This window comes from Nocardia sp. NPDC020380 (genome assembly GCF_044386975.1).
In the GTDB taxonomy this organism is placed as follows: Bacteria; Actinomycetota; Actinomycetes; order Mycobacteriales; family Mycobacteriaceae; genus Nocardia.
In genome coordinates, this window is record NZ_JBIRVQ010000003.1 from 477,359 (window position 1) to 489,644 (window position 12,286).

Sequence of the window (12,286 nt, forward strand, 5' to 3'; positions counted from 1 at the left end):
AAGCCGTGGCCTCGCGCTGAATTCAAGGAATGACCGCAGAAATTGTCGAATTGTTGCCGCAGCCGTTTCGGAGCGCGTTCCGGGTTTAATCCTCCAATCCCGGGAATCGCGTTCTCTTCAGGCGTCGGCGTGCGCCCGCGCGGCCTCGGTCAGCAGGTGCACGGTGCCGGCCAGCTGGGTCAGCGCCTCGGCGTCGTCGGCCGGGTGCGTCTCCACGAAACGCTGGCCGATGCCGCCGAAGTTCAAGGAGGCGTCCGCGAGCACCTCGGCGCCCGCCACGCCCAGCGCCTTCACGGCGTCGCCGTGCGACCACTTGGCGGCGTTCGAGCTGATGGACGCGCTGATCACGGCGACCGGGCGGCCCTTCAGCGCGCCGACGCCGTACGGGCGGGAGGCCCAGTCGATGGCGTTCTTGAGCACGGCCGGCAGGGTGCCGTTGTATTCGGGGGTGACGAGCAGCAAGCCGTCGGCCTGGCCGATCGCGTCGCGCAGCGCCTGGGCGGCGACCGGCGCCTGGCCGGGGACGTCGAGATCCTCGTTGTAGAACGGGATATCGCCGAGGCCCTCGTAGATTGTGATGTCGACGCCCTCGGGGGCGGTCTGTACGGCCGCCTCGGCCAGGCGGCGGTTGATCGACGCGGCACGGAGGCTGCCGACGAGGACGAGCAGGCGGGTCTGCGACATGATGATCACTCCTGTGCGGTACTGATTCAACGGTGGAAGTTTCGATACACTGTAACCGGACTACGGTCCGCTTACATTCCACGGGGTAGGAGCACAGCGCTGTGACACGCGACACACCATCGACGGACTCGGGTCCGGAGTTCACCGTCGCACTTCCGATCGAACCCATCGGCGCGCTCGCGCCCGAACACTCCGTACCCCTGCTCATGCCCGGCAGCAGCCAGGAACGCAGCGACGCCGCCCGCAACCGCCAACTCCTGCTCGACGCCGCCGAGGCCCTGGTCCGCGAATTCGGCGCCGACACCGTCACCATGGACGCCGTCGCCAAACGCGCCGGCGTCGGCAAGGGCACCGTGTTCCGGCGCTTCGGCAACCGCGCCGGGCTCATGCTCGCCCTGCTCGACCAATCCGACCAGAAACTGCAATGGGCCTACATGTTCGGGCCGCCACCACTCGGACCGGGCGGGGAACCCGTACAACGACTCATCGCCTTCGGGCGCGCCCACCTGCAGCGCGTCGAGGTGGAAGGCGATGTCCGCCGCGCCGCGGCCGCCGGCGCCAGCCGCTACTCCGGCGCGCCCTACAACATCGCGAAAACCCATGTGTCCCTGCTGCTCCGGCAGGCCGACACGCCCGGGGAGATCCCGCTGCTCGCGGACACCCTGCTGGCCTCGCTGGACGCCGAGCTGGTGCTGCATCAGATCCGGGCCAACGGCTACACGCCCGAACAGATCGGCGACCAGTGGGAAACGCTCGTCCGGCAGGTCACCGCGGGGGGCCGACCGTTACAGTGACCCGCATGGGAGACCTGCGCGAACAGATCATCGCCGAATTGGGCGTTCAGCCGACCATCGTCCCGAAAACCGAAGTGCGGCGGCGCATCGACTTTCTCAAGGACTATGTGCGCGCCACGCCCGCCAAGGGATTCGTGCTCGGCATCAGCGGCGGCCAGGACTCCACTCTCACCGGACGGCTCTGCCAGCTCGCCGTCGAGGAACTCCGCACCGAGGGACGGGACGCCACCTTCGTGGCCGTGCGCCTCCCCTACGGCGTGCAGGCCGACGAGGCCGACGCCCAGATCGCGCTGCGCTTCATCAAGCCCGACCACTCCGTCGTCGTGAACGTCAAGCCCAGCGCCGACGCCGCCGCCGAAGAGGCCGCCTACGGCATCGACGAACTGCTCGGCAGCGACACCCGCCTGCGCGACTTCGTCCGCGGCAATATCAAGGCCCGCGAACGCATGGTCCTGCAATACGCGATCGCCGGGCAGCTCGAGCTTCTGGTGGTCGGCACCGACCATGCCGCCGAAGCCATCACCGGCTTCTTCACCAAGTTCGGTGACGGCGGCGTCGACATCACCCCCCTCACCGGCCTCACCAAACGCCAAGGCGCAGCCCTCCTCCAGGAACTCGGCGCCCCGCCCAGCGTCTGGCAGAAGGTCCCCACCGCCGACCTCGAGGACGGCCGCCCCGCCCTCCCCGACGAGGACGCCCTCGGCCTCAAATACACCCAGATCGACGACTACCTCGAAGGCAAGGACGTCACCCCCGACGTCGCGGAGAAACTCGAAACCATCTACCGCAACACCCGCCACAAGCGCACGGTCCCCGTCACCCCCCAAGACACCTGGTGGCAGTGACGGTCTCGATCTCGCCGGCCCCGCCATCGTCCGAAACGGCCTGGCCGGCTTACTGAGTCGCCTGCCCTGCTAGTTCGCGCCGGTCTTGCTGTCCGGGTCGTCGATGAGGCGGCGGTGGAGTTCGGTGGTCATGGCGTGGATGGCGCGGGTGAGTTCGGTGTTGGTTTTGAGTTCGAGTTCCTGCTGGGTGAAGTCGTGGTCGGCCTTGATCTGCTGGAATTCGGCCTGGCGGTTCTGGCCGATCATGACGAAGGTGGAGAGGAAGATCGCCTCCAGGGAGACCACCAGGGTGAGGGTGGGCCAGGGCGACTTCTCCACCCAGATCATCCAGACCGCGAAACCGACGGCGTGGATGTAGACGAACCGCATGGAGCCGGCGAACTTGGTGATCCAATCCGCGACTCGCAGTTGCAGACTGGCGGCGCGCTCCTCGCGGAGTTTGATGACGGCAGGGTGCTGGGCGGGCTTCGATGCCTGCGACATGACCGGGCTCCTGGCTGCGATTGCGGGGACGCGCCGAATGCTAGTGGCAGCAACCGCACTTCGCGCGCACGACGCGAATCAGGCTCGCGGCCCGGCGGATCGGTGCGCTACCCGCCCGCGAAGGGCGGGAGCACGTCCACCCGCGTGGTCAAGGGCGCGGTGGCGTCGCGGGTGAGCTCGTCGCCGATGAGGTAGGCGCAGACCTTCAGCATCGGGTCGAGCTTCGCGCCGTAGGTGGCGGAGAGGGTGGTGCGCAGGTCGCCCACGGTGGCCGTGGCGGGCAGGTCCAGGACTTCGGAGTTCTTGCCCACCGCATCGGCTATGGCGGCGAAATAGCGGACCTCAACCACCGATGGCTCCCATCGTTCGTTCGGGCGGGACGAAGCCGGCGGCGTCGATGCCGTGCCCGGCCCACTTGTTCCACATGGCGCCGCGCCACAGGCCGGCGATCTCCGCGTCACCCGCGCCGGAGCGCAGGGCGGCGCGCACATCGTATTCCTGATCGCTGAACAGGCAGGAGCGGATGCGGCCGTCGGCGGTGAGCCGGGTGCGGTCGCAGTCGCCGCAGAATTTGCGGGTCACCGAGGCGATGATGCCGACGGTGGCGGGACCGCCGTTCACCAGCCAGCGTTCGGCGGGCGCGGCGGGATCGTCGCGGCCGACCTCGGTGAGGGTGAAATGCCGGCCGAGCTGGGCAAGCAGTTCCTCGGCGGTGATCATGTTCGCGCGCGCCCACTCGTGGTCGGCGTCGAGCGGCATCTCCTCGATGAACCGGAGTTCGCAACGCTCGTCGATGCACCACTGCAGCAGGTCGGCGGCGCCGGCGAGGGTGTCGCGCATGAGCACCGCATTGATCTTGATGGGCGCCAGCCCGGCATCGCGTGCGGTGCGGATGCCGGCCAGCACCGAATCCAGCCGATCACGGCGGGTGAGCCGGGCGAACCCGTCCCGGTCGACGGTATCCAGCGACACATTGATCCGATTGAGCCCGGCCGCCACCAGATTGCGGGCGCGATGCTCGAGCCCCACCCCGTTCGTGGTCATGGCGATCGGAATATCCGGGAGTTCGGCGCGGCAGCCCGCGATGATCTTTTCCAGATCCCGGCGCATGAGCGGTTCACCACCGGTGAATCGCACTTCGCGCACACCCAGTTCGTGCGCCGCCAGCGTGACCAGTCGCACGATTTCCCCGGCGGTCAGCAATTCGTCCGCGGGAATCGGCGGCAAACCCTCTTCGGGCATGCAGTAGGTACAGCGCAGCGAACACTTCTCGGTAATGGACACCCGCAGGTCACGCGCCACCCGGCCGAAGCGGTCGATGAGGAGGGGCGAGTCCGGGCGGCCGTCCATCGAGGGCTGCCCGGTGCGCACTGCGGGCATGCCCATCGCGACCACGGTCATTCGACCATTATGTCTACCTGCGCAAGCCTTTGTGTGATCCTACGAATTCGGCTATATCACGGCACACGGGTAGGGCTTTTGCCGTGGGCCCGCGTATAGGCTCGGCGGCATGAGTTTCCGTCACGCCGTCGCCCCGGCCCGATCCGTCGAAGACCACCGGCTTCGCATCGAGGATTTGCTGAATCCGCTCGCGACGCGCGGCAGTGAGACGGCGCCGATGACGGCAGCGCTGGGCCGGCGGCTCGCGACGGACGTGTTCGCCCCCCTGGATCTGCCGGTGTTCCGGAACTCGGCCATGGACGGTTACGCGGTGCGGGCGGCCGCGGTGGCGGTGGTGCCGGTGACCTTGCCGCTGGCCGGTGTGGTCGCCGCGGGCAATACCGATCAGCCGGTGCTGCCGCCCGGCGCGGCCATGAAGGTGATGACCGGCGCGCCCATTCCGCCGGGCGCGGACTGCGTCATCCCCGTCGAGCACACTCGCAGCGACGGGAAGACGGTCACCATCGAACACGGCCGCAGCGCAGGCGAATTCGTCCGCGAACCCGGCACCGACGTGCGTGCCGGGCAATTGCTGGCCGCCGCCGGCACCGTGCTGCGGCCCCGCCATATCGCCGCCCTCGCCGCGGTCGGCATCGGCGAACTGACCGTCACTCGGCGGGTGCGGGCCGCCGTCATCACCACCGGCGACGAACTCCGGCCGGCCGGGGCCCACCTGCTGCCGGGGCAGATCTACAACTCGAACGGCATCGCCCTCGCCGCGGCCCTCACCGACAATGACGCCGACGTGGTGTCGGTCGCGCATTCCACCGACGATCCCGCCGAATTCCGCGCCCGCCTCGCCGAGGCCGTCGCGCAGGCCGACGTGGTCTTCACCTCGGGCGGCGTCTCCATGGGCGACTTCGAGGTGGTGAAGGACGTGCTCGCCGAGCTCGGCGGGCAGTTCGGCGCGGTCGCCATGCAGCCCGGCGGGCCGCAGGGCGTGAGCGTCGTCGACGACATCCCCGTGCTCAGCTTCCCCGGCAATCCGGTCAGCACCATGGTCTCGTTCGAGGTGTTCGCGCGGCCGGTACTGCGCCGCCTGGCCGGACTGCCTGAGCTCCCCATTTCCGAACTGCCCCTGCTGGATCCGGTCCGCTCCCCCGCCGGCAAGCGGCAGTTCCTGCGCGGCAAGCTGGTCGACGGCGGCGTGCGACTGGTGTCCGGGCAGGGCTCGCACCTGGTGGCGAGCATGGCACAAGCCGATGTGCTGGTGAACATTCCGCCGCAGGCCACCGACGTGGCGGCCGGGACGATCGTCGAAGTGCACCCGCTGTGAGTGGCGACTGCCGCACGCCCCAACCGATGTGCCAGGGTGGACGGCATGAGTGAGTTGTCGCATGTCGACCGTGAGGGCCGGGCGCGCATGGTGGACGTGAGCGCCAAGGCGGAGACCGCGCGCATCGCGGTCGCGGCGGGCGAACTGCAGACCACGGCCGAGGTCATCCGGCTGGTCCGCGCCGACGATATGCCCAAGGCCGACGTGCTGACGACGGCCCGGCTGGCCGGCATCAACGGCGCGAAGAAGACCTCGGAGCTCATCCCGCTGTGCCATCAGCTGGCGCTCTCGTCGGTGAACGTCAGCTTCGGCTTCACCGACACCACCATCACCATCGAGGCGACCGCGAAGACCAAGGGGCCCACCGGCGTCGAGATGGAGGCCCTCACCGCGGTCGCCGTCGCGGGACTGACATTGCACGACATGATCAAGGCCGTGGACCCGGGCGCAGTCATGAACGGCGTCCGGCTGCTCACCAAAGACGGTGGCAAGCACGGACATTGGGAGCGTTCGCGGGCTGCCGGCGAGCATCAGGCGGATCATGATGCGCACCAGCATCATTCGAAGCACCACGAGCATACGAAGGACGCCGCGGACGCCGAGGTGCGCCCGCCGTTCGGCTCGGGCCTGTCGGCCGTCGTGCTGGTCGCCTCGACGGGTGCCGCCGCAGGAACCCGCATCGACACCACCGGCCCCGTGCTCGCGAAATGGCTGGAGGGACTGGGCTTCTCGGTCCGCGGCCCGCTCGTCTACGCGGACTCCGACATCTCCTACGGCCTCTCCGACGCCCTGGCGGGTGAACCGGCCCTGGTGATCAGCACCGGCGGCACCGGCGCCTCCCCCACCGACGCGACCCCGGAAGCCACCCTGGCCGTGCTGGATCGGGAACTCCCCGGCGTGGCCGACGCGGTCCGCCAGCGCGGCACCGCGAAATTCCCGCTCGCCGCCCTGAGTCGTGGCGTGGCCGGGCTGGCCGGGCGCAGTGTCGTCGTCAATCTGCCCGGTTCGCCGGGCGGGGTGAAGGACGGGATCGCCGTCCTGGAACCACTTCTCGAACATCTGCTGGCCCAGGTGGCCGGAGGAGGCAGCCATGAGTGACGGCGACCTGCTGGCCCGGATCAGCGATCAGCCCCTCGACCCCACCGAGGTCGAGAAGGCCGTGAGCGGGCCGGAACACGGCGCGGTGGTGGTGTTCACCGGCAAGGTGCGCAATCACGATGAGGGCCAGGATGTCTCGTCCCTCGAATACTCGGCGCACCCGCAGGCGGAGCAGTTCCTGCGCCGCATCTGCGCCGATGTCGCGGCCACCTCCGGGCTGCCCGTGGCGGCCGTGCACCGCATCGGCCCGCTGACGATCGGCGATCTGGCCATCACCGTGGCCGTCGCCGCCCCGCATCGGGCGGAGGCCTTCAGCACCTGCGCCCTGCTCGTGGACCGCATCAAGCACGAGGTTCCGATCTGGAAGCGTCAGCTGTTCGCCGACGGCCTGTCGGAGTGGGTCAACGCCTGCGGCTGAAGCTCTGCCGCCGGGGATTCCAGTGCGCCACGGGCGATCTCACCGAGCTTCGTGTGGTTGAACAGGATGTTCAGCACGAACACGGTGAGCGCCGCCAGGCTGATGCCACTGTTCAGCAGGATCTGCGCCGAGGACGGGAACCGCCCGAACATCCCCGGCGTCAGCACCGGCACCAGCCCGACCCCGATCGCCACCGCGACAATGCTCAGATTCACCCGATCCTGCAGTTCCGCCTTGCGCAGCGTGTCCACGCCGATCACGGTGATGGTCGCGAACAGCACCAGGCCGACACCGCCGATCACCGGCTGCGGCACCGCCGCCACCAGTGCGCCGAACCGCGGAACCAGGCCCAGCACAATGAGTATCGCGCCGCTGACCGCCGTCACGTACCGCGAGAAGACGCGGGTCTGCGCGACCGCGCCCACATTCTGATTGAAGATCGTGTCGATGAAGGAGCCGAACACGCCGGCCAGCACCGCCGACAGCCCGTCACCGGCCAGACCGCGCGCCAGATCCCCACGCGTCAAAGGCTTTCCGGTGATCTCGCCGATGGCCAGCATGCTCGCCGTCGACTCCGCGAACACCACCGCCATGACGATGCTCATGGCCACCACCGCCGTGATCGGGAATTGCGGTGCGCCGAAATGGAATACGCGGGGCGCGCCCAGCCAGGCCGTGCCCGCCACCCCGTCGAGCTTCATCAGGCCCATGGGCAGCGAGATCAGCACGCCGGCAATGAGGGCGATGAGCACGCCGAGTTGCGACCACACCCCGCGGCCGAGCACCGTGCACAGCAACGCGATCACCAGCACCGCCGCCGCCAGCGCGATATGCGAGGGCGCGGCATAGGACGCAGATTTCGGGTCGTTCCCCACCACCAGCCCACCCGCCACGCCGATCAGCGAAATCCCCACCACCGTCAGCACGGTCCCCGACACCAGCGGCGGGAAGAACCGCACGATCGCCGCGAACGGCCAGGCCAGCGCGAGCCCGACGAAACCGCCCACCAGCATGGACCCGTACACCGCGGGCAGCCCGTACTGCTTGGCGATCAGGATCATCGGGCTCATGGCGACGAACGTGGCGCCGGTGATGATCGGCAGCCGGGCACCCGCGAACCTGCCCAGCCCGAGACTCTGCACCACCGTCACAATGCCCGCGACCAGCAGGTCCGCACTGATCAGCAGGGCGATGGTGCGCGCGTCCAGCCCGGCGGCCGCACCGAACACCAGCGGCACGGTGACGCAGCCCGTGTACATGATGAGCACGTGCTGGATGCCGAACACCAGCAGCCGATGCCAGGGCAGCCGGGCGTCGACGGGGTGCGGTTCGGGTGTCACGGACATCCGGCTTCCGGTATCGCGGTTCATAGGGCGGCTCCCGGTATCGCGGTTCATCAGGGCACTACCTTCCTGCCTGGTGCGGCCAACGCTAACCAGCCGCGCCGATCCGATGGTTTGTCCGATTCGCCAGAGAGCGGCCCGCGCCGGACGCACGTTTTGTCTCCCGAACCAGCGTGTGCGGCGGCGCGGGTGCGCCACAGTGGGGCAGGGTGATGATCGACCACGGGAGGCGACCATGAACGACGGCAACGGCAAGATCGTGCTGGGCCCGCACCAATACGGCAAGGCCGAGAACCGGGTGGTGCGCGTCTACCGCGACACCGACCGACACGAGATCCGCGACCTGAACGTCTCGTCCTGCCTGCGCGGTGCGTTCGACGACGCGCACATCACCGGCGACCAAGGCGCGGTGCTGCCCACGGATACGCAGAAGCAGACCATCTACGCCTACGCCAAGGCACACGGCGACGGCAGTATCGAGGACTACGGGCTGGCCCTGGCCCGGCATTTCGTGGACGATATCGACCCGGTCGACTCGGCCCGCATCGAGATCGAAGAGTATGCGTGGCAACGGGTTCCGGTCGGCGGCTCCGGCCACGACCACACCTGGACCCGGATCGGGCCGGAGGTACGGATCGCGGCCATCACGGTGGCGGACACCGATACCGGCCGGCAAGAATGGGTGATCGGCGGCGTCAAGGATCTGGTCATCCTCAAGTCCACCGGTTCGGAGTTCGCAGGCTTCCTCACCGACCCGTTCACCGTCCTCGAACCCGCCTACGACCGCATCCTCGCCACCAGCCTCACCGCCCGCTGGCGTTTCGCGACCCCGCCGGACGACTGGGACGCGGCCTACTCCGGCATCCGCGCGGCCATGGTCGAGGTCTTCGCCACCCTGCACTCGAAGGCGTTGCAGCAGACCCTCTTCGAAATGGGCAGGGCCGCACTCGAGGCCTACCCGTGCCTCGCCGAGGTCCGCCTCGCCGCGCCCAACAAACATCACTGGTACTTCGACCTGTCCCGTTTCGGTATCCCCAACAACGGCGAGGTCTTCCACGCCGACGACCGCCCTTACGGCCTCATCCACGCCAGCGCCCTCCGCGAGAACGCGCCCGCCCCCGGCACCGCCTGGGACCCCTACACCGGCGCCATCTAGCCGAGTGGCACATGAGGGACGCCGCTTCTCGCGTTTCGCGAACCTCATGTGCCACTCGCGGTTCGAAGCCCTCAGGCGGGGGCGGCGTGGGTGGTGAGGGTGCGGAGGGCGAGGTAGAGGTCGAGGCGGTCGTCGAGGCGGGACAGGTCGCGGCCGGTGAGTTCCTCGACGCGGCCCATGCGGTAGCGGATCGTATTGAGGTGCACGTGCATTCGCTGGGCGGACTGGCGCCAGGAGCCCTCGCAGCCGAGGAACACCTCCAGGGTTTCCAGCAACTCGGCGCGATGCTGGCGGTCGTAATCGACGATCGGTCCCAGCACGCGTTCCGCGAACCGGCGCTGCAATCGCCCCGGTACCGCTGTCAGCAAGCCGACCGCAGTGTCGATGTCGGCGACCCGGACGCTCACGCTGCCCTCGTCGTCTCGCGCCGCGGTCGAGGCGGCCGCGGCGGCGCCCACCGCGCCGGTGAGCGGCTCGTCCCGATGCCGTGCGCTGACTCCGATCGCGAGTCGAATCCCATTGAGTGCGGGTGCGATTCGCGCCAGTCGGCGGCGTAAAGCGGTCGCGACCTCGTCCTGCGCACCGGCGACCACGCCGACCAGCCGGCCTTCGGCATCGATGGCCGTGCTGATGCCCGGCAGCGCATCGTGCAAGGCCGTCCGTATCGCTTTGCGAGTGTCCTCGGAGGTGCCGCCGGCGTGGATTTCACACACCACCGCGACGAGTGCGGCGTCGGCCGGTTCGGGGAAGGGCATCGGGAAGCGGTCGGCGAGTTCCCAATCCAGGTGCAGGCGGTCGGTGGTGCGCTGACGGTAGAGCTCGGTGACGGCGGCCAGGTCGGCGCCGAAGGGGTCGGGTTCGGCGGCGGCGGGGCGGAGGGCCAGGTACCAGGCGGTGATCCGGTCGCCGGCGCCGACCTGGAGGAGGCGGACGGCGCCGGTGGTGACGGCGGGGAGGCGGGGCGCGGTCACGGCGGTGGTGACGATGCGGTCGATCTCGTCCTCGGACAGGGGCGCGGTGCCGGCGATGACGCGGCCGGTGGCGGTCACCAGCCAGGCTGAAATGTCTTGTTCCGCGGCCACTTCGGTGAGCAGCTCACCGACGCTGCGGCCCGCGGCGACCGAGGCGAGCAGGCGGCGTTGCCGGTCGGCGCGGGATTGCACGCGCCGCCAGCGGATTTCGGCGGCCTGTTCGGCGAGGTATTCGATGATGCGGCTGAAGGGGACGCTCTGCGGGGAGGACAGCAGGGGCAGGCCGTGTTTCTCGCAGGCGGCGACCACATCCGCGGGGACGTGGCCGTGCAGCGCCTGGCCCGCGATCACGCCGGAGACGCCCGCGGCGGCCAGCAGGCCGACATAGCGGTCGGAGTCGGCGGCGTCCTGCCGCCACACCAGTCCGGTGCACACGAGGGCGCCCGGGGTCACGAAGGGGCGCGGGTCGGGCATATCCGTCGCACACACCCGAGCGACCGTCCGGTCCAGTGCGCCGGCTTCCCCGTGCAGCAATCGCATACGCAACTGCGGCGCGTCCAGAATGTCCCGCACTCGCACGACGCACCTCCCGTATTCGGCCGAATAGTTCGTCACGGTAGAACCCGGGTATTTCCACCCGGTTTCGTCCATGCTGCGGCCGAATATCCCGGCTCGGTAGGGTGGCCGGATGAGTCGGCGCATCCCTGTCCTGGTCGTGGCCGGATTCCTCGGAGCCGGCAAGACCACCCTGCTGAACCGGCTGCTGCGCCATCGCGACGTGCGGATCGGCGTGGTGGTCAACGACTTCGGCGCGGTCAATATCGACGCCATGCTGGTCGCCGGACAGGTCGACGCCATGGTGTCGCTCGGCAACGGCTGCGTGTGCTGCGCCGTCGACGTCAGCGAACTCGACGACCTCTTCGACCGGCTCGCGCATCCCAAACAGAAGATCGACGTGATCGTGGTCGAGGCCAGCGGCCTGGCCGAACCACGCAATCTGATCCGCATGGTCGCGGGCAGCGACAATCCGCGCATCGGCTACGGCGGGCTCATCGAGGTGGTGGACGCCGAGCACTTCCCGGAATCCCGCGACCGGCACCCGGAACTCGCCACCCACCTGCGCATGGCCGACCTGGTCGTCCTCAACAAGGCCGACCGCATCGCACCCGAGGCCCTGGAACGACTGCGCGGCGACATCACCGAACTCGTGGGCCGGACGCCCGTCTACTCGACCACGCACGGCCGCATCGACCCCGGCCTGCTCTTCGACCTGCCCGCCCGCACCGCCCGCGAACCCAGGCCCGGCGACCAGCTCAGCTTCGACGAACTACTCCTCGGCGAACACGACCACGACCACCACTGCGACGAGCACTGCGACCACCACCACCTGCACGACGACTACGACAGCATCTCCTTCACCAGCACCACCGACCTCAACCCCCGCGAACTCATTGCCGTCCTGGAGGATCCGCCACCCGGCCTCTTCCGCGCCAAGGGCGTCCTCGCCTTCGCCGTCCCCGACGACCAGCGAAAGTTCGTCCTGCATATGGTCGGCCGCCACATCACCGTCGAACCCACCCAATGGGCCCGCCACGAACCCCGCACCTCCAACCTCGTCCTCATCGGCACCGGCCTGGACGAACCCGGCATCACCGCACGGCTCGACGCCACCGTCCACACCGGCCCCGAACCCCTGGACGAGCAGGAACTCCTGCCGATCTGGCGCTACGTCGCACCCGAGCCCGCATCGACCACCGGGGAGTAGCGCAGGGGACGCG

13 protein-coding genes are annotated in these 12,286 nt (G+C 69.1%); 7 read left to right on the plus strand and 6 right to left on the minus strand.

What is annotated here, in order from left to right:
* Positions 1–117: 117 nt before the first annotated feature.
* Positions 118–684, minus strand: coding sequence for an NAD(P)H-dependent oxidoreductase (locus ACH438_RS09760; protein WP_397003205.1), 567 nt, complete (start codon positions 682–684; stop codon positions 118–120).
* Between the two features lie 206 nt (positions 685–890).
* Here ACH438_RS09760 and ACH438_RS09765 point away from each other — a divergent pair, with 206 nt between their 5' ends.
* Entirely contained in the window at positions 891–1,478 is a 588-nt protein-coding gene (locus ACH438_RS09765; RefSeq protein ID WP_397003730.1) for a TetR/AcrR family transcriptional regulator, read from the plus strand.
* Positions 1,479–1,483: 5 nt separating this feature from the next.
* On the plus strand, positions 1,484–2,323 hold the full coding sequence (gene nadE, locus ACH438_RS09770) for an ammonia-dependent NAD(+) synthetase (RefSeq protein ID WP_397003208.1): 840 nt from the start codon (positions 1,484–1,486) through the stop codon (positions 2,321–2,323).
* Between the two features lie 69 nt (positions 2,324–2,392).
* On the opposite strand, the gene ACH438_RS09775 is transcribed toward nadE, so the two are convergent.
* From ACH438_RS09775 to moaA, 3 genes are all read right to left on the minus strand, one after another.
* Positions 2,393–2,806: a DUF1003 domain-containing protein gene (locus tag ACH438_RS09775; RefSeq protein WP_397003210.1), complete on the minus strand. Its 414-nt coding sequence runs from the start codon at positions 2,804–2,806 to the stop codon at positions 2,393–2,395.
* A 107-nt stretch (positions 2,807–2,913) separates the two neighbouring features.
* On the minus strand, positions 2,914–3,156 hold the full coding sequence (locus ACH438_RS09780) for a MoaD/ThiS family protein (protein WP_397003212.1): 243 nt from the start codon (positions 3,154–3,156) through the stop codon (positions 2,914–2,916).
* Positions 3,149–4,207 (minus strand): GTP 3',8-cyclase MoaA, encoded by a 1,059-nt coding sequence (gene moaA, locus ACH438_RS09785; protein WP_397003214.1) that lies wholly within the window; start codon positions 4,205–4,207, stop codon positions 3,149–3,151. The genes ACH438_RS09780 and moaA overlap by 8 nt, the downstream gene beginning before the upstream one ends.
* 109 nt (positions 4,208–4,316) lie before the next feature.
* On the opposite strand from moaA, the gene glp reads away from it, so the two are divergent.
* The 3 genes from glp to ACH438_RS09800 are packed head-to-tail and all read left to right on the plus strand — an operon-like array spanning position 4,317 to position 7,038.
* Positions 4,317–5,522 carry a gephyrin-like molybdotransferase Glp gene (gene glp, locus ACH438_RS09790; RefSeq protein ID WP_397003217.1) on the plus strand — a complete coding sequence of 402 codons (1,206 nt, stop codon included), beginning with the start codon at positions 4,317–4,319 and terminating at the stop codon, positions 5,520–5,522.
* A gap of 45 nt (positions 5,523–5,567) precedes the next feature.
* Positions 5,568–6,620, plus strand: coding sequence for a bifunctional molybdenum cofactor biosynthesis protein MoaC/MoaB (moaCB, locus tag ACH438_RS09795; protein WP_397003219.1), 1,053 nt, complete (start codon positions 5,568–5,570; stop codon positions 6,618–6,620).
* On the plus strand, positions 6,613–7,038 hold the full coding sequence (locus tag ACH438_RS09800) for a molybdenum cofactor biosynthesis protein MoaE (protein WP_397003221.1): 426 nt from the start codon (positions 6,613–6,615) through the stop codon (positions 7,036–7,038). Before moaCB ends, ACH438_RS09800 begins: the two co-directional genes overlap by 8 nt.
* Here ACH438_RS09800 and ACH438_RS09805 read toward each other — a convergent pair.
* Positions 6,990–8,384, minus strand: coding sequence for a uracil-xanthine permease family protein (locus ACH438_RS09805; RefSeq protein ID WP_397003223.1), 1,395 nt, complete (start codon positions 8,382–8,384; stop codon positions 6,990–6,992). The genes ACH438_RS09800 and ACH438_RS09805 overlap by 49 nt on opposite strands.
* A gap of 232 nt (positions 8,385–8,616) precedes the next feature.
* Between ACH438_RS09805 and pucL the strand changes: the two genes are divergently transcribed.
* The gene (gene pucL, locus ACH438_RS09810; RefSeq protein ID WP_397003226.1) at positions 8,617–9,537 is read left to right on the plus strand and encodes a factor-independent urate hydroxylase; all 921 of its coding nucleotides are present in this window, start codon (positions 8,617–8,619) and stop codon (positions 9,535–9,537) included.
* A 71-nt stretch (positions 9,538–9,608) separates the two neighbouring features.
* Here the strand turns inward: pucL and ACH438_RS09815 are convergent, their stop codons facing one another.
* Positions 9,609–11,087: a PucR family transcriptional regulator gene (locus ACH438_RS09815; protein WP_397003228.1), complete on the minus strand. Its 1,479-nt coding sequence runs from the start codon at positions 11,085–11,087 to the stop codon at positions 9,609–9,611.
* Positions 11,088–11,196: 109 nt separating this feature from the next.
* Here ACH438_RS09815 and ACH438_RS09820 point away from each other — a divergent pair, with 109 nt between their 5' ends.
* Positions 11,197–12,273: a CobW family GTP-binding protein gene (locus ACH438_RS09820; RefSeq protein ID WP_397003230.1), complete on the plus strand. Its 1,077-nt coding sequence runs from the start codon at positions 11,197–11,199 to the stop codon at positions 12,271–12,273.
* The last annotated feature ends 13 nt before the right edge of the window (positions 12,274–12,286 follow it).